Annotated in this window: 19 protein-coding genes and 3 tRNA genes; 6 read left to right on the forward strand and 16 right to left on the reverse strand. The window is 64.2% G+C overall.

What is annotated here, in order from left to right; translation table 11 throughout:
* From ACM9HJ_RS20495 to purE, 4 genes are all read right to left on the reverse strand, one after another.
* On the reverse strand, nucleotides 1-3,157 hold a 3,157-nt coding region (locus ACM9HJ_RS20495), incomplete at its 3' end, for an efflux RND transporter permease subunit (RefSeq protein ID WP_416573620.1).
* Nucleotides 3,154-4,326 (reverse strand): efflux RND transporter periplasmic adaptor subunit, encoded by a 1,173-nt coding sequence (locus ACM9HJ_RS20500; RefSeq protein ID WP_416573621.1) that lies wholly within the window; start codon nucleotides 4,324-4,326, stop codon nucleotides 3,154-3,156. The genes ACM9HJ_RS20495 and ACM9HJ_RS20500, both read right to left, overlap by 4 nt.
* 143 nt (nucleotides 4,327-4,469) lie before the next feature.
* Nucleotides 4,470-5,540, reverse strand: coding sequence for a 5-(carboxyamino)imidazole ribonucleotide synthase (locus tag ACM9HJ_RS20505; RefSeq protein WP_416573622.1), 1,071 nt, complete (start codon nucleotides 5,538-5,540; stop codon nucleotides 4,470-4,472).
* A gap of 41 nt (nucleotides 5,541-5,581) precedes the next feature.
* Nucleotides 5,582-6,049, reverse strand: coding sequence for a 5-(carboxyamino)imidazole ribonucleotide mutase (purE, locus tag ACM9HJ_RS20510; RefSeq protein WP_416573789.1), 468 nt, complete (start codon nucleotides 6,047-6,049; stop codon nucleotides 5,582-5,584).
* Between the two features lie 312 nt (nucleotides 6,050-6,361).
* Here purE and ACM9HJ_RS20515 point away from each other — a divergent pair, with 312 nt between their 5' ends.
* Nucleotides 6,362-7,051 carry a uracil-DNA glycosylase gene (locus ACM9HJ_RS20515; RefSeq protein ID WP_416573623.1) on the forward strand — a complete coding sequence of 230 codons (690 nt, stop codon included), beginning with the start codon at nucleotides 6,362-6,364 and terminating at the stop codon, nucleotides 7,049-7,051.
* Between the two features lie 367 nt (nucleotides 7,052-7,418).
* Here the strand turns inward: ACM9HJ_RS20515 and ACM9HJ_RS20520 are convergent, their stop codons facing one another.
* The 3 genes from ACM9HJ_RS20520 to ACM9HJ_RS20530 form a co-directional block, all read right to left on the reverse strand.
* Nucleotides 7,419-9,386 (reverse strand): methyl-accepting chemotaxis protein, encoded by a 1,968-nt coding sequence (locus ACM9HJ_RS20520; RefSeq protein WP_416573624.1) that lies wholly within the window; start codon nucleotides 9,384-9,386, stop codon nucleotides 7,419-7,421.
* Between the two features lie 222 nt (nucleotides 9,387-9,608).
* The gene (locus ACM9HJ_RS20525) at nucleotides 9,609-9,983 is read right to left on the reverse strand and encodes a GcrA family cell cycle regulator (protein ID WP_416573625.1); all 375 of its coding nucleotides are present in this window, start codon (nucleotides 9,981-9,983) and stop codon (nucleotides 9,609-9,611) included.
* Between the two features lie 273 nt (nucleotides 9,984-10,256).
* Nucleotides 10,257-11,708 (reverse strand): NADP-dependent isocitrate dehydrogenase, encoded by a 1,452-nt coding sequence (locus ACM9HJ_RS20530; protein ID WP_416573626.1) that lies wholly within the window; start codon nucleotides 11,706-11,708, stop codon nucleotides 10,257-10,259.
* A 415-nt stretch (nucleotides 11,709-12,123) separates the two neighbouring features.
* Here ACM9HJ_RS20530 and ACM9HJ_RS20535 point away from each other — a divergent pair, with 415 nt between their 5' ends.
* Nucleotides 12,124-13,794 carry a methyl-accepting chemotaxis protein gene (locus tag ACM9HJ_RS20535; protein WP_416573627.1) on the forward strand — a complete coding sequence of 557 codons (1,671 nt, stop codon included), beginning with the start codon at nucleotides 12,124-12,126 and terminating at the stop codon, nucleotides 13,792-13,794.
* Nucleotides 13,795-13,855: 61 nt separating this feature from the next.
* Here ACM9HJ_RS20535 and ACM9HJ_RS20540 read toward each other — a convergent pair whose 3' ends face one another.
* Nucleotides 13,856-15,046, reverse strand: a complete 1,191-nt coding sequence (locus ACM9HJ_RS20540) for a vWA domain-containing protein (RefSeq protein ID WP_416573628.1) — start codon at nucleotides 15,044-15,046, stop codon at nucleotides 13,856-13,858.
* 53 nt (nucleotides 15,047-15,099) lie between these two features.
* Nucleotides 15,100-16,482: an adenylate/guanylate cyclase domain-containing protein gene (locus tag ACM9HJ_RS20545; protein WP_416573629.1), complete on the reverse strand. Its 1,383-nt coding sequence runs from the start codon at nucleotides 16,480-16,482 to the stop codon at nucleotides 15,100-15,102.
* A gap of 374 nt (nucleotides 16,483-16,856) precedes the next feature.
* Between ACM9HJ_RS20545 and ACM9HJ_RS20550 the strand changes: the two genes are divergently transcribed.
* Nucleotides 16,857-17,318: a spore coat protein U domain-containing protein gene (locus ACM9HJ_RS20550; RefSeq protein ID WP_416573630.1), complete on the forward strand. Its 462-nt coding sequence runs from the start codon at nucleotides 16,857-16,859 to the stop codon at nucleotides 17,316-17,318.
* Nucleotides 17,319-17,415: 97 nt separating this feature from the next.
* Nucleotides 17,416-17,883 carry a spore coat protein U domain-containing protein gene (locus tag ACM9HJ_RS20555; RefSeq protein WP_416573631.1) on the forward strand — a complete coding sequence of 156 codons (468 nt, stop codon included), beginning with the start codon at nucleotides 17,416-17,418 and terminating at the stop codon, nucleotides 17,881-17,883.
* Nucleotides 17,884-17,997: 114 nt separating this feature from the next.
* On the opposite strand, the gene ACM9HJ_RS20560 is transcribed toward ACM9HJ_RS20555, so the two are convergent.
* Both ACM9HJ_RS20560 and ACM9HJ_RS20565 read right to left on the reverse strand, forming a co-directional pair.
* On the reverse strand, nucleotides 17,998-18,375 hold the full coding sequence (locus tag ACM9HJ_RS20560) for an Mth938-like domain-containing protein (protein WP_416573632.1): 378 nt from the start codon (nucleotides 18,373-18,375) through the stop codon (nucleotides 17,998-18,000).
* A 50-nt stretch (nucleotides 18,376-18,425) separates the two neighbouring features.
* On the reverse strand, nucleotides 18,426-19,343 hold the full coding sequence (locus ACM9HJ_RS20565) for an AraC family transcriptional regulator (protein WP_416573633.1): 918 nt from the start codon (nucleotides 19,341-19,343) through the stop codon (nucleotides 18,426-18,428).
* Nucleotides 19,344-19,436: 93 nt separating this feature from the next.
* On the opposite strand from ACM9HJ_RS20565, the gene ACM9HJ_RS20570 reads away from it, so the two are divergent.
* Nucleotides 19,437-20,267 (forward strand): SDR family oxidoreductase, encoded by an 831-nt coding sequence (locus ACM9HJ_RS20570; protein ID WP_416573634.1) that lies wholly within the window; start codon nucleotides 19,437-19,439, stop codon nucleotides 20,265-20,267.
* Nucleotides 20,268-20,286: 19 nt separating this feature from the next.
* Here ACM9HJ_RS20570 and ACM9HJ_RS20575 read toward each other — a convergent pair.
* Both ACM9HJ_RS20575 and ACM9HJ_RS20580 read right to left on the reverse strand, forming a co-directional pair.
* Nucleotides 20,287-20,361, reverse strand: a tRNA-Asn gene (locus ACM9HJ_RS20575).
* A gap of 97 nt (nucleotides 20,362-20,458) precedes the next feature.
* Nucleotides 20,459-20,533: transfer RNA gene (locus ACM9HJ_RS20580), tRNA-Asn, on the reverse strand.
* 178 nt (nucleotides 20,534-20,711) lie between these two features.
* On the opposite strand from ACM9HJ_RS20580, the gene ACM9HJ_RS20585 reads away from it, so the two are divergent.
* Nucleotides 20,712-21,320: an NUDIX domain-containing protein gene (locus ACM9HJ_RS20585; RefSeq protein WP_416573635.1), complete on the forward strand. Its 609-nt coding sequence runs from the start codon at nucleotides 20,712-20,714 to the stop codon at nucleotides 21,318-21,320.
* Here ACM9HJ_RS20585 and ACM9HJ_RS20590 read toward each other — a convergent pair whose 3' ends face one another.
* The 3 genes from ACM9HJ_RS20590 to ACM9HJ_RS20600 all read right to left on the reverse strand — a co-directional run bounded on the left by ACM9HJ_RS20590 (nucleotide 21,321) and on the right by ACM9HJ_RS20600 (nucleotide 22,155).
* Nucleotides 21,321-21,617 (reverse strand): Fis family transcriptional regulator, encoded by a 297-nt coding sequence (locus ACM9HJ_RS20590; RefSeq protein ID WP_416573636.1) that lies wholly within the window; start codon nucleotides 21,615-21,617, stop codon nucleotides 21,321-21,323. It lies immediately after the preceding gene.
* Nucleotides 21,614-21,901, reverse strand: a complete 288-nt coding sequence (locus ACM9HJ_RS20595) for a type II toxin-antitoxin system RelE/ParE family toxin (protein WP_416573637.1) — start codon at nucleotides 21,899-21,901, stop codon at nucleotides 21,614-21,616. Before ACM9HJ_RS20595 ends, ACM9HJ_RS20590 begins: the two co-directional genes overlap by 4 nt.
* A 180-nt stretch (nucleotides 21,902-22,081) precedes the next feature.
* Nucleotides 22,082-22,155: transfer RNA gene (locus tag ACM9HJ_RS20600), tRNA-Cys, on the reverse strand.
* Nucleotides 22,156-22,368: the final 213 nt, after the last annotated feature.

Raw genomic sequence — 22,368 nt, forward strand, 5'->3', positions numbered from 1 at the left:
ACGCCACGGCCAATTTCTCCCGTCCCGCCAGCCGACGGATCACCACGTAGAAGACCGGTGTGAACAGCAGGCCGAAGAAGGTGACGCCCAGCATGCCGAAGAACACGGCCGTGCCCAGGCTCTGGCGCATTTCCGCCCCCGCCCCCGACGCGATCATCAGAGGCACCACGCCCAGGATGAAGGCAAACGACGTCATCAGGATCGGGCGCAGGCGCAGGCGGCAGGCCTCGATCACCGCGTCATAGCGGTTGCGGCCTTCCGCCTCCAACTGGCGGGCGAACTCCACGATCAGGATGGCGTTCTTCGATGCCAGACCGACCAGCACAACAAAACCGATCTGGGCCAGGATATTGTTGTCCATGCCCCGCATCATCAGACCGCCGACGGCCGACAACAGGCACATGGGCACGATCAGCAGGATGGCAAACGGCAGCGACCAGCTTTCATACTGTGCGGCAAGCACCAGGAAGACGAAGAAGACGCAGAGCGGGAAGATATAGAGGGCGGAATTGCCCGTATTCTTCTCCTGGTATGACAGGTCGGTCCATTCCGCCTTGAAGCCCGGCGGCAGGGCCGAGGCCGCCGCCTTCTCCATCTCGATGATGGCCGTGCCGGAGCTGACGCCCGGCAGGTTGTTGCCCTGCAATTCCGCCGCCGGATACAGGTTGTAACGCAACACCCGGTCGGGCCCGGTGATGAACTTGAAATCGACGAAGGAGCCCAACTGCACCATCTGGCCGCGGTCATTGCGCGTTTCCAGCCGGCCGATGCTTTCCGGGTCCAGGCGATATTGCCCATCGGCCTGGGCCGTAACCTGGAAGGTGCGGCCGAACAGGTTGGTGTCGTTGACATAGGCGGAGCCCAGATAGACGGCCAGCGTCTGGAACACGCTGTTCATCGGCACGCCCAGCATCTGCGCCTTCACCCGGTCCACATCCAGATAGACCTGGGGGGCGCGCGACGAGAAGGGCGTGAAGACATTGATCAGGCCGGGGATCTGGTTGCCCGCCTGGGCCAGGGCCCAGGTCGCCTGTTCCAGGGCACCCGGTCCGGCGCTGCCGATATCCTGGATACGCATGGTGAAGCCACCCGAGGTACCCAGGCCACGGATGGGCGGCGGTGGCACCACGAAGATCAGCGCCTCGGGGATGGCCATGGCCACGCGCTTTTGCAGGTTCTGCAGAACAGCGGTGGCGGTCTGGCCCTTGGGCAACCGCTCCTCGAACGGGTCCAGCGGCGTGAAGATGGCGCCGGCATTGGGCGCGATGGTGCGCGTCGCACCGGAGAAGCCGGCGAACTGCACCGAATGCGCGATGCCCGGCGTCTCACGCGCGATCTGTGCGGCCTTCTGGATCACCTTGGTGGTGTTGGAAAGCGAGGTGCCTTCCGGCGTCTGGATGGCCATGATCAGGTAGCCCTGATCAAGGGCCGGGATGAAGCCGCCGGGAATGCGGGTGAACAGGAACCCGGTGGCCGCGATCAGCAGCACATAGATGACGACCACGATCGGCGTCAGATGCGTGATCCTTGCCACCAGCCTGGCATAACCGTCCGCCATCCGGTCGAACAGCCGGTTGAACCCGGCGAAGAACCGGTCGGCCAGATTGGAGACCAGGGCCAGCCGCTGCTGAGCGACATGATGGCCCTCGGTATGCGAACGCAGCAGCCGGGCACAGAGTGCGGGCGACAGGGTCAGCGAATTGAAGGCGGAGATGATGGTGGCCGCCGCGATGGTCACCGCGAACTGCCGGTAGAAGGCACCCTGGATACCCTCGATGAAGGCCGTCGGGATGAAAACCGAGGACAGGACCAGGGCGATGGAGACCAGCGCTCCCCCCACCTCGTCCATGGTGATGCGCGCACTCTCGATGGGCGAATGGCCCAGCGACAGGTTGCGCTCCACATTCTCCACCACGACGATGGCGTCATCGACCACGATACCCACGGCCAGCACCAGGCCGAACAGGGTCAGATTGTTGATGGAATAGCCCAGGGCCGACATCACCGCGAAGGTGCCGATCAGCGAGACGGGAATGGCCAGCACCGGGATGATCGCCGCCCGCCAGCGCTGCAGGAACAGCATCACCACCAGCACGACCAGCACCATGGCCTCGCCGATGGTCTTGATCAGTTCATGGATGCTCTCGGCGATGAAACCGGTGGTGTCATAGACGATGCGATATTCCAGGCCGGGCGGAAAATCCGCCGACAGGGTCTTGATCGCTTCCCTCACCCGCGCCGCCGTCTCCAGGGCGTTGGAGCCCGGAAGCTGAGAGATGGCAAGCACCACGGCCGGCTTGCCGTCCAGGAAGGAATTGGTGACATAGTCACGGGCACCCAGCTCCACCCGCGCCACATCCTTCAGCCGGACAATGCGCCCCTCATCGCCATGCTTGACGATGATGTTCTCGAACTCATGCGGTTCGGTCAGGCGGCCCTGGAGCGTGATGTTCAGCTGGTAATCGCGGGGATTGTCCAGCGGCGGCTGACCCAGGCCACCACCGGCCACCTGGACATTCTGCTGCTGGATGGCGGCCACCACCTCGCCCGCCGTCATGTTCAGGGACGCGATCCTCTGCGGGTCCAGCCAGACGCGCATGGAATAATCGCGGGCACCGAACAGGTTGATATTGCCGATCCCCTCCAGCCGGTTCAGCACGTCGCGGACGCGCAGCAGGGCGTAGTTGGAGATGTAGAGCTGGTCATAGGTGTTGTCGGGCGACAGCAGGTGGACAACCATCATCAAGTCGGGGCTGTCCTTGCGCGTCACCACGCCGTTGCGCCGCACCTCTTCGGGCAGGCGCGGTTCGGCCACGGCCACGCGGTTCTGGACCAGCACCTGTGCCTTGTCCAGGTCGGTGCCCAGCTTGAAGGTGATGGTCAGGTTCATCTGACCGTCGCTGGTGGAGTTGGACGACATGTAGAGCATGCCCTCCACCCCGTTCACCTCCTGCTCGATCGGGGCGGCGACGGTGTTGGCCACCGTCTGGGCGTTGGCGCCGGGATAGCGGGCATTCACCGTCACGGTGGGGGGCACCACATCCGGGTATTGCGAAACCGGCAGCGTGAAATAGGCGATGGAGCCGACGGCGATCAGCAGGATCGACAGGACGATGGCGAACACCGGCCGGTCGATGAAAAAACGGCCGATCTTCATGGCGTACCCCCGGATGCGGCCTGGATCGGCTGTTCAACGGGGGTCACGGCGGCACCCGGCTTCACGCGCTGCAGGCCGGCCACGACCACCTTGTCACCGGCCGTCAGCCCCTCGCGGATGACGCGCAGCCCATCAACCAGCGGGCCGGTGGTGACGCCGCGATATGTCGCCTTGTTGTCCTTGTCCACGACATAGACGAAGCGTCGGTTCTGGTCCGTGCCGATGGCGGCATCGGGCAACAGCAAGCCATCGTAATTCGGCCGCCCCACCAGGCGCAGGCGGGCGAACATGCCCGGCGTCAGCACCATATCGGGATTGTCGAACACAGCGCGGGCGCGGATGGTGCCCGTGCCATCATCGATCTGGTTATCGACGAAATCGATGCGGCCCTGATGGGTGAAACCCTGCTCATCCGGCAGGGACAGGATCACGGGATTGGCATTGTCGCGGCTGCTGGGCCGTTCGCCCGACCGCGACTGGCGCTGATAACGCAGGTAGGAGGCCTGATCGGCATCGAAATAGAAATGGATCGGGTCCAGGGAGACGATGGTGGTCAGCAGGGTCGATTGCGCCGATCCGCCGCTGACCAGATTGCCCACCGACACGCGGTGGTTGGACACGCGGCCCGTCACAGGCGCCTTCACGGAGGTGAATTCCAGATCCAGGTCGGCGGCACGCGCCTGCGCCTGTGCGGCCAGCAGCTGTGCGGTTGCCGCCTGAAGCTGCTGCGACCTTGTATCCAGCACCGATTGCGACACGGCCTGGGTCTGGCGTAGGTCGCGGGCACGGTCCAGTTCACGCTGTGCCAACTGAACCGATGCCTGCGCCTGGGCCACGCCGGCCCTGGCGGCATCGGCCGCCGCCTGATAGGGGCGCGGATCGATGACGAACAGCGGATCGCCCTTGAACACCACCTGCCCGTCCTGGAAATTCACGGCGGTCAGGTAACCGCTGACCCGGGCGCGGATTTCCACATCCTCCACCGCGGCGAAGCGGCCGGTATATTCATCCCATTCCTGGACGTTCTTCTTCACCGGCTGGGAGACGACGACCTGCGGCGGCGGCGGCGTGGCAGCCCCTTGCCCGCCCTTCCCGCACCCGGCCAGGGCCAGAAGACCCGTCAGCCCGGCAGCCACCAGAACCAGCCGGCCGGCATGGCGCGCACCCATAGAAACCTCCAAGAAAACAACCCCGTTCAGCCTTCAGCATGACAAGGGTTGCCCCGGATGCATTCCATAATCTTGCTGCGTCCTTGTTGCGGCAGCGAAGAATGATGCAGGGGAGATATCGATAAATACCTGGACGGGCTGGCTTATACCGTCGGGCGCGTCACATGCCCCATCTTACGGCCGGGACGGGCATCGCCCTTGCCATAGAGATGCAGGCGCGCACCCGGCTCGGCCAGGATCGACTGCCACTGGTCGACATCATCGCCGATCAGGTTGGTCATGACGCACGGGGCGATCACCCCCACAGGTCCCAGTGGCAGACCACAGATGGCGCGGACCAGCTGTTCGAACTGGCTGGTCTCGGCGAAATCCAGGGTCCAATGGCCGGAATTGTGCGGACGCGGCGCCATTTCATTGACCAGGACGCGTCCATCACGCGTCACGAACATCTCCACCGACAGCAGGCCCACCACATGCAGTTCGCTGGCAATGGCCTCGGCGATGCGCACGGCCTCCGCCGCGACATCCGGCGAAATGGCCGCCGGAACGGTCGTGGTCTCCAGGATGCCCGACTTGTGCCGGTTCTCCACGGGCGGATAGGACAGGATGCTGCCGTCGGCCTGGCGTGCGGTGACCACGGAAATCTCGCGCTCGAAATCCACGAAACCTTCCAGTATGGCCTCGTCGCTGCCGATGGCGTCGAAGGCGCCGGTCAGGTCGTCGCCGGGATTGAGGCGCAGCTGGCCCTTGCCGTCATAGCCCATGCGGGTGGATTTCAGGATGGCGGGCAGCCCGATCTCCGCCGTCGCCTGGGTCAGCTGTTCCAGGTTGCGCACGGCGCGGAAGGGGGCGGTGCCGATGCCCAGCTTGTTGGCGAAGCTCTTCTCCGCCACCCGGTCCTGGGCTACCGACAGGACATTGGCGCCGGGATGCACGCCGATATGACGGGCCAGGAATTCCACCGCATAGGTGGGCACATTCTCCCATTCCAGGGTGATGACATCCACGTCATCGGCAAACCGGGCCAGGGCCCGCAGGTCGTGCCATCCGGCCTGGGTATGGTGGGCCACCACCTGGCCGCAGGAACTGTCCATGCTTTCCGGCGCGAAGACATGCACCTTGTAGCCCAGGCGCGCGGCGGCCAGCGCCGTCATGCGACCCAACTGGCCGGCACCCAGGATGCCGATGATGGAGCCGGGGGGGATAACGGTCATGGTCGCAATTCCTTGGCAAACGCGTTCCTGAGAGGCGCGGATCAGACGGGCTCGTCCACGGGCACAAGCGCCACGGCATCCGTCGCCCTTGTACGCCAGGCGGTCAGGGCCCCATCCAGCCGTTCATCGGACAAAGCCAGGATGCCGGCGGCCAGCAGCCCGGCATTGATGGCACCCGCCTTGCCGATGGCCAGCGTGCCCACGGGCACGCCACCCGGCATCTGCACGATGGAAAACAGGCTGTCCTGGCCCTTCAGCGCGTGACTTTCCACGGGCACGCCCAGCACGGGCAGACTGGTCATGCTGGCCGCCATGCCCGGCAGGTGGGCGGCACCACCGGCCCCGGCGATGATCACCTTGATGCCCCGCCCCTTGGCGGAGGTGGCATAATCATAAAGACGCTGCGGGGTGCGGTGGGCGGACACGATCCGCGTCTCGAACGCCACGCCCAGCTCGGCCAGGACATTGGCCGCATGCTTCATGGTGCCCCAGTCGGATTGGCTGCCCATGATGATGCCGACGGGCACGGGTGCGCCCTGGCTGTCGCGGGTGGTATCGAAGCTCACGGCTGCCGGCTCCCCTGTCGTTCCCTGGGTACGATCCTGGAAAGCGCGGGATTATAGGCACCCTACCCCACGGCACAACAGCCGGGCACGCGGGGGCGTCCCGGCGGAAATTCATGCGTGCATGGGAACGGGGCCGCCCGTACGCCCCTTGACCGGTGCTTCGGCAGCCAATACCCCTGGGACCGGATCCGGCGGTGGCGGCCGCGGGCGATTGAGGCCGATGATCGGCGAAACAATTATGATTGGGAAGGCATCATGGCGGGACGGCAGGCGGCGGTCAGGAACATCATCATACCGGGCGGCATGCCCGCCGTGCCTGACCGGGATTGCGGCCTGTGCCCGCGGCTGGCGGATTTCCGCCGGGAGAACCGTATCAAGTTCCCCCCTTATCACAATGCGCCCGTCCCGGCCTTCGGCACGCTGGCGGGCACGCTGCTGATCGTCGGGCTGGCGCCCGGCCTGCACGGGGCCAACCAGACGGGCCGGCCCTTCACCGGCGATTATGCCGGCGACCTGCTGTACGACACGCTGATCCGCTACGGCTTCGCCCGCGGCACCTACGATCGCCGGCCCGATGACGGGCTGGAACTGCTGGACACGCGCCTGACCAACGCCGCGCGCTGCGTGCCGCCGGAAAACAAGCCAACCCCGGCGGAGGTCGCCACCTGTCGCGACTTCCTGACCCAGGAGATCGCGGCGATGGCCAACCTGCGCGCCATCGTGGCGCTGGGCACGGTATCGCATGCCAGCACCATCACGGCGCTGGGCCGGCGGCCGGCGCATTTCGCCTTCGGCCATGGCGCGCGCCATGACGTGCGTAACGGGGTGGTGCTTTTCGACAGCTATCACTGCTCCCGTTACAACACCAATACCGGGCGTCTGACGCCGGAGATGTTCCAGACGGTTTTCGCCGCCGTGCGGGAGCATATCGACCGGGACGGTTGAAACGGCCGAGCCGGCCCCGTTCCACAAAATTCCTTCAAACGATCCCCGGCATCACGCGCGGGCATATCGTCATGACCGTTGATGTCAGGCGCCCAGGGCGGCGCCGACGACGAACCATGCGTACATGGTGCCGAAGAAACCGGTGATGGCCAGGAAATCACGAACGTAAGCAGCGCGGTCCATGTGAGCCTCCTTCGTTTTCGTGAGGCCACATTGTCAGAACGAAATAAGAACATCAAGGGGTTTGTTCCTTTTATGTTCGCATTTCTCCAGCCTGTTCCCATACGCGGGACGCATGGCGACGGCAAAAGGGCCGGACGGTCGCCCGCCCGGCCCCTTGCGTGACATGTCTCAGATCAGCCCGGTATCAGGCTGCCCGTGCCTCATGCAGATAGCGATCGACCTGCTGCGACAGGTTGCCGGCCCCGCGGCTGAGTTCACTGGCCGATCCGCGCACCTGCGCAGCGGCCGCACCGGTTTCGCCAGTGGCTTGGTTCACACCACCGATATGCTCGGTCACGTCACGCGTACCTGCCGCAGCATGGGCCACGTTGGCAGCAATCTCCCGGGTGGCCTGCTGCTGCTGTTCCACGGCGGTGGAAATGGCGGCCGAGGTCGCATGCAGGTCACGGATCATGTCGGTCATGCCACGCAGGGCGGAGCCAGCCCGGCCGGAAGCCGCCTGTATCTCCTCGACCTTGCTGCGGATACGGTCAGTGGCCTGTGCGGTCTGCGTCGCCAGTCCCTTGACCTCTCCCGCCACTACGGCGAAGCCCTTGCCGGCCTCTCCGGCGCGTGCCGCCTCGATCGTGGCGTTCAGTGCCAGAAGATTGGTCTGGGCGGCGATGGCCTTGATCAGTTCCACCACCTCGCCCACCTCCTGCGCGCTTTCCGCCAGCTGGCGCATCATCAGATCGGCCTGCTCAGCTTCACTCACAGCCAGGCTGGCGCGGGTATTGGAGACTTCGGCCTGACGACCGATCTCCTGGATGGAGGCGGCGAGTTCCTCCGTGGCGCTGGCCACGGCAGCGACATTGGCACTGGCTTCCACGGCAGCGGCGGCCACTGCCGTCGACTGGCCGCTGGCACTGCTGGCTGTCAGGCTCAGCGCGTCGGCGGCGCGCGCCATTTCCTCCGCCGCCTGGGTGACCAGATCGACGACGCTTTTCACATTCTGTTCGAAATCGTCGGTCAGATTGACCTGTCTGGTGACCAGCGACCAGCTCAGCATGGGCGCCACATAGCGGCCTTCCTTGTCGCGGATGGCGGTGACCAGCAGATCCATCACCTCTCCACCCAGCTTGATCTTGGCGCGATGGGGCAGATTGTCCGGGTTCGACAGGATACGGCGCTGATGTTCGGGATGGCGGTGCAGGATGTCGATGGATTTGCCCTGAAGCTCCGCCGCCGGACAGGGCAGCAGCCGCTCCACGGTCTTCAGCACCTCGACGCTGCGCTTGTTCATATAGTTGATGCGGAAATCGTCAGCCGGGTCACAGGTCATGACGCCCAGCGGCAGTTCCGCGATCATCTGCGCCTGGGCAAAGGCCAGGGCGGCGGTGTCGCGCAGCGTGTCATAGGCCCGCGCCATGTGCCCGATCTCGTCGCGGCGGGTCCAAGCGAAGGGCAATGTCACCTTGCCGCCCGCCAGTTCGGAGATGGCGCGGCTGACGCGGTTCATCGGCACGACGACGGCGCGGGCCAGGGCGAAGGCGCTGAGGATGGAGACCAGGGCCGCGACGCCGATACCGACCCACAGAGCCACCCTCATGTCGCTGAGGTCCGTATCGGCCTCAATGGCGCGCACCTCCAGAAGCACGCGCTCATTGTCCTCCGCTTCCTGCAAACCGGTATGGATGCGATCGAGCGTGTCGGCCCCCACGCGCCGGGCCACCATGTCATGCGCGACCCTGCGCCCTTCCGGCTGTCCGGCCAGAGCGATCTGCCGCTCCGCCACGTCACGCTGCCAGGTGGCGATATCGGTTGCCACACGCGCCAAGATGGCCTGCTGCGCCTGGTTATCCTGGGTCAAGGTCTGGACCGCCGACAGGGCTTTGCTGAAACTCTCCCGCCCCTTCGTCATCGACGCCAGAACGGCCGTATCGCCGGAGATGACGAAGGTACCCAAGGCCGCTTCCTGCCGCTGGATGCTCTCCTGCAGGTTCGCGATCTGATCCAGCACCTTATAGGTATGGGTGTTCATCTCCACGGCCGCATCCGTGCGGTCCATGAAGCGGGTGACCCCCAGGCCGCTGCCGGCCACAACAGTGATGATGATACCGAATGAAATGCCCAACTTGCCGATGACCGGAATGTCTGCCAGACGCAGTCCCATGACACGCTCCCTCTTCCCCAAGATTGTTGCGTGCGCGGAGAATGATCCGGAGAACATTACCGGTCTTTTAACGATGTTTTAGCCATCTCTGGAAATGCTGGAAACTATCCCTATGCGCTGCAATCGGATAAGCGAAAACAGACCATTCCGATGATCAAATAAGAAAAGCCCCGACACCTTCCGGTGCCGGGGCTTTTCTTTATGACCTTTCGGTCAGGTCTTTCAGGCCACACCCAGCTTGCGATCATCATCGCGCTTGCGGGCCGGCTGATAGGCGATGGCCGCATGTTCGGCGCAATAGGGCAGGCCGTTCAGCGACTGCTTGCCGCAGAAATGGAAGTCCGGGGATTTGGGATCACCCACCGGCCACTTGCACATGCGTTCCGTCAGCGACAGGATCGTGGCGCCCTTGGTCGGCTTCTTCTTGATGGGCGACGGCCGGCCCGACAGGCCCAGGCGATGCGCCTTGCCGATCACGGCATTGCGGGTGACGTTGCCCAACAGCTCGGCGATCTCGCTGGCACTCATGCCTTGACCCCAAAGCTGGCGCAGCTTTTCGACGCGCTCTTCGCTCCAGGTGCTTTCCGTCGCTTCCACGCTCCAGATCCCCTTGTGGTATGGCAATTACCGAAACCGGATCAGGCGTTTATCCACATGCGGCGGGTTCGCCCCGAACCCTGTGGATAGCTGCCTCATCCCTTATCCGGCCACTAAATATGGTGGCCTCTTGCGACTGAACCTACCAAATTTGATTCGGCTTGTGTAGGGGGCGCCGCACGGATTCCTGTGGGTAACTCCGTTACCTGTCCGAAGGGGGAAGGTGGTCCTATGCCCCTTCCCCCAACGGTTGGAAACCCGGCTACTACTTACTTACTGCCCGGCCGCGGCGGAGAAGCCGTTGGCGCCGTCGAAGCTGTATAGGCTGGCCGTCTGCACCACATCCAGGCCGGCATCGGCCAGACGGGTCAGCAGGGCGATGATGGCAGCCGGGGCCACGGCATTCTTGCCCTCGCCCAGCAGGCGCAGGCGCCAATGGTCGGTGCAGAACGTCTCCGGCGCCCCGTCCGGCCAGACCTTCTGGCCGCGGTTGGAGATCATGGAGAGCTTCAGGTCGGTACCGACCAGGCCGGCCACGCGGGCGGCCATGTCGTCGCCATTGCCGCCCTTGTGATCCAGGAACACGTCCACGCCGATCAGCTTCTTCTCGGCGCGCGCATAATCCTTCAGGGCGATGCCGGCGAAGCTGGACTTCTCGCCCACCTGATAGGAGGCGGGGATCAGCTGCGTCGGGCGCTCGCCCAGGCGGTCGATCAGGTTATGGGCGAAATCGCGGGTGCCAACACGGGCCTTGGACACACCGCGCTTGAAGATATCGACGGTGTGGATGCCGTCCTCGATCATGCGCAGCCAGGCATTGTGGATCTTCTCCGCCGCCTCGGCCTGGCCGATATGGACCAGCATCATGACCGAGGCCAGGATCAGGCCCGACGGGTTGGCGATGTTCTTGCCAGCGATGGTCGGGGCCGAACCATGGATGGCCTCGAACATGGCGCACTGATCGCCGATGTTGGACGAACCGGCCAGCCCGACCGAACCGGTGATCTGGGCGGCGATGTCGGAGATGATGTCGCCATAGAGGTTCAGGGTGACGATGACATCGAACTGTTCCGGCGTGTCGGCCAGACGGGCCGCACCGATATCGACGATCATGCTCTCATGCTCGATATCGGGATATTCGGCGGCGATCTCGTCGAAGACGCGATGGAACAGGCCATCGCTGATCTTCATGATATTGTCCTTCACGAAGGCCGTCACCTTGCGGCGATGGTTCGCACGGGCATATTCGAACGCGTAGCGGATGATCTTTTCCGAACCCGGCCGGGTGATCAGCTTCACCGCCTGGGTCACTTCCTGTGTCTGGCGGTATTCGATACCGGCATACAGGTCTTCCTCATTCTCGCGCACGATGACCACGTCCATGGTCGGGTGCTTGGTCGAGACGTAAGGGTGATAGGACACGCAGGGACGGATATTGGCGTAGAGGCCCAGCGCGCCACGGATGGTGACGTTCAGCGACTTGTACCCGCCGCCCTGCGGCGTGGTGATCGGGGCCTTCAGGAACACCTTGGTGCGGCGCAGGCTCTCCCAGGCGCTGGGCTCCATGCCGTTCATGATGCCGCGCTTATAGACGCTCTCGCCGATCTGAATCTCTTCAAAGGCCAGATTGGCGCCGGCCGCCTGCAGCACTTCCAGCGTGGCATCCATGATCTCGGGGCCGATGCCGTCGCCGCGGGCGATGGTAATGGGGGTGGGTTCGGTCATGTGTGAATCCTTTTCGTCAATGCCCGTCCCCTTCAGCGGGGTTTGCCGGACTTGAGGAGGCGCAAAATACGCCCGGTACGCCGCGTGCGCAATCGCACCGAAGGTCGGGGCGGCCCTGCCGGGCTGGCGCAAGTCCTGGACGATAAAGCACTTTTGTGTCGGCTCGGCGTGACCGATCCTAATTATCTGATCAAGCCGGCACGGCCGTTATGTCGCACCGCACATATCGATATGCGCTTCAGGATAGGTTGGTTACCGAAGGATTATACAGTAAAAACGGACACGAGGATTGGTTGCAGTACGTCGTATCTGTCCAATTGGATAGGTGGGGAAGCGGATATATTCCCGCCACCAATAACGACCCGCATACGATGAAGTGTAATAATCAGCTCCAACCTATCGCCAGGGACATGTCATGAACAGCCAGATCGCCGCCCAGGACGCCCATTCCCGCCGTCTCGCCGTCTTCCAGATTACCGAAGCCGACCTGGCGCTGGTGCGCGAACTGAAGGGTTTCGCGCAGACCCGGCTGCCGGGCCTGCTGGAGCAATGGCATTCCCGTTTTGCGGCCTGGCCGGAGATTCAGAAGGCCCTGTCCAACCCGATGGTGCATGAGGTCCGCGTCGATCATTGGCGCCGCGCCGTGTCGGCCCAGCTGGACGATCAGTTCATGGTGTCGGCCAAACGCCTGGCCCAGGCCTTCTATGAGAATGACGTGCCCGGCTATGCGGTGGCCATCTGCCACAGCACGGTGATGAACGGCATCTTCGAGGCGCTGGAGCTGACCCAGAACAAGACGGGCGTGGCCCTGCTGCTGGACCGGGGCGAGGTGGCCCGCAAGTCGGCCCTGCGCGAGGCACTGTCGAAGCTGGCTTGGCTGGATCTGGAACTGCTGCTGGAAACCTATGCCGAGGCCGAGCGCGCCAACCGCACCCAGGCCTTGATCGAAATGGCCGACACGGTGGAACGCGAGGCCAGTGCGGCGGTGGAGAAGGTCGCTTCCCAGACCGGCGGCATGGCGCGTGACGCCGAGGGCATGGCCGGTTCGGCCGAACGCGTCGGCGTGAACGCCCAGGATGTGGCCAGCTCCGCCCGTCAGGCGCTGACCAACGCCCAGACCGTGGCCAGCGCCACCGAACAGCTGGCCGGCTCCATCCAGGAGATCACCAGCCAGGTCACCCATTCCAGCACGGTGACCCGCCGTGCGGTGGAAACCGGCGAACGCGCCAGCAGCACGATCCGCTCGCTATCCGAAACAGTGGGCCGTATCGGCGAAGTGGCGCAGATGATCGCCGGTATCGCCGGACAGACCAACCTGCTGGCGCTGAACGCCACGATCGAGGCGGCACGTGCCGGCGATGCCGGCAAGGGCTTCGCCGTGGTGGCATCGGAGGTCAAGCAGCTGGCCAACCAGACCGCCCGTTCGACCGAAGAGATCGCCCGCCAGATCGCCGAAATCCAGAGCGTGACCGCGTCGGCCGTGGCCGCCATGTCGGAGATCGGCAGCGCCATCAGCGAGATCGACCATGTGTCGACCGCCATCGCCGCCGCCATCGAAGAACAGTCGGCCGCGACCCAGGAAATCAGCCGCAACGTCGTCGCCACCTCGTCGGCCGTCAGCGATGTGGCCAGCAACATCGCCGTCGTGTCGGGCGAGGCTACCCGTACCGGTGAACAGGCCGCCCAGGTGAAGAACGGTTCCGCCGACGTGGCCACCAGCATCGAAGAACTGCGCCGCGTCCTGGTCCGCGTCGTCCGCACCTCCACCGAGGAGGCCAACCGCCGCCGCAAGCCGCGCTACAAGGTGGATGAGAGCTGCACCCTGGATATCCGCGGCCGTGCGACCCAGGCCCGCCTGATCAACATCTCCGCCGGTGGTGCCATGGTCATGGCCGATGGCGTGGATGTGGCGCCGGGAACCGTGACCACCCTGTCCGTCAGCCGCCATGGCATGACGGCGCGCGCCACCGTGCTGAAATACGAGCAGGGCACGCTGCACCTGAAGTTCGACAAGGCCGAAACCGGTGCCGACGCCTTCCGCAACGCCTTCGCCGCCCTGACTCGCGGCCGGCAGGAAGCGGCGTAAGCTTTCCGCTTATCGTTCGATCAAAAGGGGGCGCCTCCTACCGGGGCGCCCCCTTTCATTTTCAGCGCATCAACTCGCGCATCCCGGCATCCAGCCCGGCGAGGGTCAGCGGATACATCCGTTCCTCCATGGTCTTGCGCAGCAGGCCGATCGACTGGGTATAGGTCCAGAACCGTTCTTCCGACGGGTTCAGCCAGATGGCATGCGGGTACTTGTCCAGCAGGCGCCGCATCCAGACGATGCCCGCCTCCTCGTTGAAATGCTCCACGCTGCCGCCGGGTTGCGTGATCTCATAGGGGCTCATCGACGCGTCGCCCACGAACACCAGCTTGTAGTCGGAACCATAGGTGTTGATGACGTCGAAGGTGGGGATGCGCTCCACATGCCGGCGCTTATTGTCCTTCCACACGCCCTCATAGACGCAATTGTGGAAGTAATAATATTCCAGATGCTTGAATTCGCCGCGCGCGGCGCTGAACAGTTCCTCGCACAGGCGGATATGGTCGTCCATCGACCCGCCGATATCCAGGAACAGCAGCACCTTCACCGCATTGTGCCGCTCCGGCACCATCTTGATATCCAGCCAGCCGGCATTGCGGGCGGTGGAACTGATCGTGTCGGGCAGGTCCAGCGTCTCCGCCGCCCCCGTCCGCGCGAATTTGCGCAGGCGGCGCAGCGCCACCTTGATGTTGCGCGTCCCCAGCTCGACACTGTCATCCAGGTTCTTGAATTCGCGCTTGTCCCAGACCTTGACGGCGCGGCGGTGGCGGCTGCCATCCTGCCCGATGCGCACGCCTTCGGGATTGTAGCCATAGGCGCCGAACGGGCTGGTGCCGGCCGTGCCGATCCACTTATTGCCGCCCTGGTGGCGGTCCTTCTGTTCGGCCAGCCTTTGCGCCAGCGTCTCCATCAGCTTGTCCCAGCCGCCCAGCGCCTCGATCTGCGCCTTCTCCTCCTCGGTCAGGAATTTCTCGGCCAGCTTGCGCAGCCATTCCTCCGGGATCTGGGCCGTCAGTTCGTCGGCCCCCACGGCCCCCGCCCCTTCCAGCCCCTTGAACACGGTGGCGAAGACGCGGTCGAACTTGTCCAGGTTGCGTTCATCCTTCACCAGGATGGCGCGGGACAGATAATAGAAATCCTCCACGGCATAGCCGGCGATGCCGGCCTGCATCGCCTCCATCAGCGCCAGATATTCCTTCAGGCTGACGGGCACGCCCGCCTTGCGCAGGTCATAGAAGAAACCGGTGAACATGGGGGCAGCGTTCCGGAAGCATCATGCGTGGGGCGGGCAGGATAGCACAGGCCTCACGCCGCGCACGACGCATCATCACTGCCCGTGGCCAGCGGCCGGTACCATAGCGCCACCGTCCCGTCGCGCCCGCGCAGCGGCATCTCCTCCACCCGGCGGTATCCGGCCAGGGCCGCTTCCCCGTCGGTAACCAGGGCGGCGCCCGCCACCTCGTCGGAAATGACGATGCCGGCTTCCAGCTCGCGCGTCAGGTGCATCAGGCGGCTGGCCACGTTCACCGTGTCGCCGATGACGGTGAATTCCAGCCGCTGGTCGGACCCGATATCACCGGCCACCACCGCCCCGTAATGCACGCCGATGCCCAGCCCCACCGACGGCAGCCCGCGCACCGCGCGGTCGCGGTTCCAGTCATTCACGGCATCCTGCATGTCATGCGCACAGCCCAGGGCCGCCGCCGGGTCGCGGCCGCTTGGGGCCAGCAGGCCGAACGTGGCCATGACGCAATCGCCGATATATTTGTCGACCGTACCGCCGTGGGTGAAGACGGCCTTTTCCATGCGGATGCGGAACTGGCGCAGCAGGTCGATGATCTCCGCCGCCGGCGCGTTCTCGCACAGACGCGTGAAGCCGGTCAGGTCGGCGAACAGCACGGCCACGACCCGGCTGTTGGGCCGCGACAGCGGGCTGTCACTGGAAGCCAGCCGCTCCACCATGTCGGGGGAGAAATAGCGGGCCAGATTCGCCCTCTCGCATTCCGCCGCCGCCTGGTTGACCAGCAGGGTCTTGGCCCGGCGCACGGCGGCGGCCAGGGTCAGGGCCACCAGGATCAGCAACAGCACCTGGGTCAGCCAGTTGGTCAGGTCGATATAGCGCGGGTTCATCATCACCCGCACGAAATCCCCGGCATCGGTGCCCGACCACAGCCAGGTCAGCGGCATGGTGAAGGTGCCGGGCTGGCGCAGGGCATGGATGACCACCGCCGACCATGACAGCGCCGCCGTCAGCCCGCTCCACACCACCAGGGCCGGGCGCTGGACCATGACGGAGCTGGCGATCATCAGGAAATAGATGTCGAACCAGACGCTGCGCGTGCCCATGGCCGGCGACAGCGCCTCCCCCCCGATGATGATCGGCGTGATCATGACAGTGGCGATGGCGACATGGTCGAAAGCCACCGACGCGAACAGCATCCAGGGCCGGAACAGCCGGGTGCGGTGCAGGGCCCACAGCGCCAGGCCGTTGCAGGCGACGATGGCGATACCCAGGTAACCGGCCGCATTCTCCCCGTTCTGGTCCAGCAGGGCCACCCAGGCGAAGATCGACCCCAGGGCGATCAGCCGCGCCCAGGTCGCGACTTCGATGCCCCGCGACTGCTCGCGCTGGAACACGGCCTTCAGCCGCGCCTCGGTCCCCAGGTTGCGATCCGACTGGTTGCTCATGCCACCCTTTCCTCGCCACCCCGATGGATGGCGCCCTCCCCCGGCCAACCTATCGCGGGAACGCACCATCCTATCAGGATTATGCGGCAACCCACACCGGCCGATCCCGCAAGCCGGCGCACAATGATGCGTGAAAATGGAAAGCTGATGGCACGATCGGGCCGGGGACCACAAAAACTTGCAAAGATTTTTGCATATAGCAATGCTATTTTAAAGTAATTGAAAAATGCAATACCATTTTTTGGCATTTAGATATGGCCACCCCAGGGATTCCGCCATTTTCCGACCCCCACCCGATTGGCATACCCCCTGCAATCCTAGGTTCGCATGAAGGCAACAACGCCTCGACACAAACCGAACCGACGGAGCCCACCATGACCAAGTTCTTCGCCAAGACCGCCGCCGCCGCCCTGTTCGTCGCCGCCATCGCCGCCCCCGCCATGGCCCAGAACGCTTCCGGCACGGTCCAGCTGAAGGGCAACGTCGCTCTGTCCTGCACCATCGCCGTCCAGGATCTGGGCCAGTCCCTGTCCCTGAAGAATGGCGAGAGCAACAAGACCGTCGGCTCCGTCACCGAGAACTGCAACGCCGGCTCCGGCTACAAGATCACCCTGGCCTCGTCCAACGCCGGCAAGCTGAAGTCGGGCAACTTCACCATCGACTATCAGGTCAACTACGACAGCTTCACCGGCGCCCTGACCAGCCAGGCCGTTGTCGACCGCGCCAACGCCCAGTTCAACAAGAAGTCCGACCTGAAGGTCACCGTCGGCGCCTCCGACCAATACATCGCCGGCGACTATGCCGACACCGTCACCGTCACCATCGCCGCCAAGTAATGTCCCAGAGATCGCCGGCCCCTCCCCAGGGCCGGCGGTTCTGTTTGAACCCCGTTCAAAATTGGACGGGGTGTTTCCATAACCGGAGAGGTGCAGAATGCGCCATATGCTGGTCCGGGCCGTCGCGGCCCTGTTGCTGTCCACCACCGCCCTGATGCCTGCCGCCAGTCTGGCGCAGAGCAATTCGGGCGGTGTTTCGTTGCGTGGCACCATGCCCATGTCGTGCGCCATCGCCGTGCAGGACATGAACGCCACCTGGAACCTGACTTCGGGTGAAAGTTCCAAGACGGTGGGCTCGGTGACGGAGAGCTGCAATGCCGGCAACGGCTATTCGATCAGCCTGGCCTCGGCCAATGGCGGCAAGCTGAAAAGCGGGGCCAACGAAATCGCCTATACGGTCGATTACGACAGCAGTGCCGGCAACCTGACCAGCCAGATGGTGGTGCAGCGTGCCAGCGCCCAGTTCGGCAAGAAATCAGACCTGAAGGTGACGGTTCCCATCTCCGGCCAGCATGTGGCCGGCGATTATGCCGACACGATCACGGTCACCATCGCCGCACGATAAGCTTTCATTTCCTCAAACGCCGGCGCCGCATGCGCGGCTTGGCTTCACGGCGCACGAGCGCCGCGGCGGCGGTCGCCGCCGGAGCGGATTCCGGTTACCCGAAAACCGCTCTTATCACACCGGCAACAGCGCCGCCGCCACAAGCCGACCTTCGGCCAGCAGCACATTATAGGTGCGGCAGGCGGCGGGACTGTCCATCACGTCCACCACGACCCCCTGCTCCCGCAGTGCCTTGCGCAAGGCCGAGGGCAGCAGTTGCATGCGCGCACCCGACCCGAGCAGCAGCACCTCCGGCTTCGGGGTGGCCGCCAGGACGGCCGCGAAATGATTGGCCGTCAGCCCGGTAAACCCCGGCACATCCCAGGCCACCGTGTGATCGGGAAAGACGATCACCGCCCCCGCATGCAGCACATTCGACACCCGAAAATGCCCGGGGCTGTAGGTGTCGATGACCTGACGGTCGGCGGGGATGATGGGGGTGATATCGACCATTGAAAGGCTTTCACGAATACAGGCGCCCGATATGTAGGGCGCAGCAGGTCTCAGGCCAAGCCAATTGCGCCGCGATGCTGGCGCGCGAAGGCACCGGGCGGGCAGCCGACATGGCGGCGAAATGCCGTGCTGAAGGCGCTGGCTGATTCATAACCGATCTCTTCCGCCAGCCGGTCCAGCGACGTTGCCCCCCGGCTCAGCGCGTCGCGGGCCAGGGACATGCGCCAGCGCGCCAGATATTCCATGGGCCCGCAGCCCAACCCTTCCGAGAACCGCGCGGCAAAGGCCGACCGCGACATGCCGGCCCGCCGTGCCAGATCGGCCACCGTCCAGTTCCCCCGCACATCCCCGTGCATAAGACGCAGCACCCCGGCCAGGGCCGGGTCCCGCATCCCTGCCAGCAACCCGGCCGACAGGCCGGTGCCACCATTACCGGGCCAGCGCAGACATTCGACCAGCATCACCTCCAGCAGCCGCTCCAGCACGATGGCCCGGCCGGGCCGGTCACCGGCACATTCATCCATGACCAGCCGGATCAGGCTGGTCAGCCGGCCCGTATCCCCCGCCGTTGCGCGTATATGGATCATCTCCGGCAGCATGGGCAGCAGCAGCGGCGCGTTCACCGGCTCGATCAGGAAAGTCCCGCCCAGCATCTCCACATCCGGTTCCCCTTCCGGCTCGCCATGACGGACGGCCTGGTTCACCGGCTCCCGGTCCTCGCAGACCACACCTGGATCGCTGTACAGCGAAAAAGCCGGCGTGGCGGGCAACAGGACGAAATCCCCCTGCCGCATCAGCAGTGGCGCCACCCCTTCCACCGCCAGCCAGCACTGCCCCGTCAGCATCAGGGCGAAGCCCGGTTGGCGGTAAGCGGCGTAGCGCACGCCCCACCGCCCCCGCCCGGTGATGGGCTTGGCAATGGCCGTATGCGGGCGCAGCAGGGCGATGATATCGCTGAGCGGGTCCATATTGGACGATCCGTAATTAATTATGGAGCATGAATTATAGATCATCCTGGCAATCTGTCTATCTTCCAGGACACCAACCTTGGGAGAAGACACATGACCCGTACGATCCTGATCACCGGCACCTCATCCGGCTATGGCAAGGCCATGGCCGATCTGTTCCTTGATCGCGGCTGGAACGTCATCGCCACCATGCGCCGGCCGGACCCGACCCTGTTCACCGACCATGCCGGCCGGCTGAAGCTGCTGCCGCTGGATATCACCGACCCGCACAGCATCGATGCCGCCATCGCGGGCGGCGTGGATGCATTCGGCGCCATCGATGCCTGGGTCAACAATGCCGGCATCGGCCTGGGCTCCATCGTGGAAGCCACCCCAAACAGCGTGGTGCGCGAGATTTTCGAGACCAATACCTTCGGCACCTTTGCCGCCTGCCGTGCCATCATCCCGCAGATGCGCCGCCAGGGGCACGGCACCATCATCAATGTGACCTCCAGCGCCACGATCGGCGTCATGCCCCTGGTCGCCATCTATGCCGCCAGCAAATGCGCGGTGGAAGGCTTCACCGAATCCCTGTCGCATGAGTTGGAAGGGTTCAATATCAAGGCGCGGCTGGTGGAGCCGGGCTATGCCCCGACCACCAATTTCACCGCCAACGGCATGGCGCGGATGCAGGGGCTGATCCCCGCCGACTATGCCGGCTTCGCCCAGGCCTGCTTCGCGAAGATGGGCGATTACCCGACCGGTTTCTGCACGGAAGCAGAGGTGGCGGAAGCAACCTTCGCCGCCGCCATCGATGATGGCGTGCGGATACGCTATCCGGCGGGTGCCGACACGAAACTGCTGGCCCAACTGCGCTGGAGCAGTTCGGAGGAGCATTATCAGATGAGGATGCGGGAGATGTTCAGTCCGGCGATTGCGCCCTGAACGGGGATTTCCGAAGAGATGGCTCCCAGGGAGGGATTCGAACCCCCGACCGGGCGGTTAACAGCCGCCTGCTCTACCACTGAGCTACCTGGGATCAGGCCATCATCAACGTCGGAACTACTTGTTTAAGCGTGCCAATCGTGACCCTGAATGAACAGGGCCGGACGCTTTGGACATCCGGCCCTGCCGATTGGCTCCCAGGGAGGGATTCGAACCCCCGACCGGGCGGTTAACAGCCGCCTGCTCTACCACTGAGCTACCTGGGATCAGTGCTCACAACGCAACGCCGGTTTGGGGCGCCGCATCGTGCGGTGGGCGGGCTTATAGCCAACCCTGTCCTTGTTTGTAAACCCCTGTTTCGCATTTTCGGGCAATTTATTCAACAGGCTGGAAAATCCCTGTGATTCCAGTAGCATCCACCCATGTCTGACAAGGGGGACACGCATGCGCGACCATGATGCGGACGCCAATCCCTGGCGCACCCTGACGCGCCGGGCGGTCTATGGGAATCCATGGATCGACGTGGCCCATCATGAGGTGCTGAAGCCCAGTGGCGATCCCGGCATCTATGGGGTTGTGCATTTCCGCAATCATGCCGTCGGTGTCGTACCCGTGGATGCCAATGGCGATACCTGGCTGGTGGGTCAGTACCGCTACCCCCTGAACCGCTACAGCTGGGAAATCCCGGAAGGCGGCGTGCCAGCCGGAGAAGACCCGGCGGCGGGGGCGGCCCGCGAACTGCGGGAGGAGACCGGCCTGACCGCGCGCCACATGATCCCCATCATCGACCGCGTGGCCTTGTCGAACAGCGTATCGGACGAGGAAGGCACGCTTTATGTCGCCTGGGACCTGACCCAGGGAGAGACGGAACCCGATGATACCGAACAGCTCCGTCTGCGCCGGCTTCCCCTGCGCGACGCCCTTTCCATGGCCCTGTCGGGAGAGATCACCGACGCCCTGTCACTGATGGCCCTGATGCGCCTGGTGCTGATGCGCGACGCAGCCGACACGCCGGAGGATTTACGAGCGGCGCTGGCGAGGGGGTTGGGTTGATCAGGGATCGACCAGTTCGACCTTCAGGCGCTTGCCCACCGCCTCGGCGGCACGGGCCAGCAACTCAAGTGATACCGCAACATTCTCGGGGTCCAGCACACGGCCAACCTGGGTACGGCTGGTATCCATCGCCCCCGCCATTGCGGATTTCGATAGATCAGCGCCATTGCGGGCAGCTTCCAGCTGATAGGCGATGACGCGTTTCACCGCGACGCCATAGACCTCTTCCTTGATTCCCAGCTCATCCAGGAAGGATTCGAAGCTGTCCCCCATCGGATCGTGATGCGACTGGCTCATGCTGGTTTTCCTTTCCGCGCCATGAAGTCCGCCAAACGTTCCCGGGCCACGGCAATTGCCCGCTGCTGCAAATCCTTGCCGGTATGACCATGCAGCAGCACCGCATTTCCTTCCCAAGCCGCGAAATACAAGCGGGCTTCGACGCGACCGGCGCTCACCGTGGATCGGATTTCCCAGATGCCCTGGCCTAGTGATCGGCAAACAGGCATGCCCACCGGCCATCCGAATTCCACGGTCGCAATGTCCTGGCCGATAATGCGGCGATCACCTTCGGATAAGGACAACAACCAGCCCGAACCGGCTGTGTACCGCCAGCATTGCGGTAGAAGATGGCGGCCAGTTTCTTCATGCCTCACTTTACCTCGTCGGGATCAAGTGCGCAAGAAAACCGTACCGTATAAGGTTCACTTTCGGGTCAAGCAAAAAGGCCCGCCCCACAGCGTGGAACGGGCCTTTTCGTATTCTGGAGGCACGGCCGGGAATCGAACCCGGATTCACGGATTTGCAGTCCGTTGCATCACCATTCTGCCACCGCGCCATCGGTGCCCCATGAGCGCCCCGGTTGCGTTTCCGTCCAGGGTGGGGCCGGTATATAGACGGGTGCTACCTCCCTGGTCAAGGGTCTGACGCAAGAATTCCGTCGCATCCTTGCGTGGTGCAGCCGCAACATTGTGTTCCCTGTCCGGGACGGATATATAGCAGCGTGGTCCTGCGCTTAGAGGCGCGGGGCCTTGAGCCCTTCCTATCCCCA

This window comes from Niveispirillum sp. KHB5.9 (assembly GCF_048066115.1).
Lineage (GTDB): Bacteria > Pseudomonadota > Alphaproteobacteria > Azospirillales > Azospirillaceae > Niveispirillum.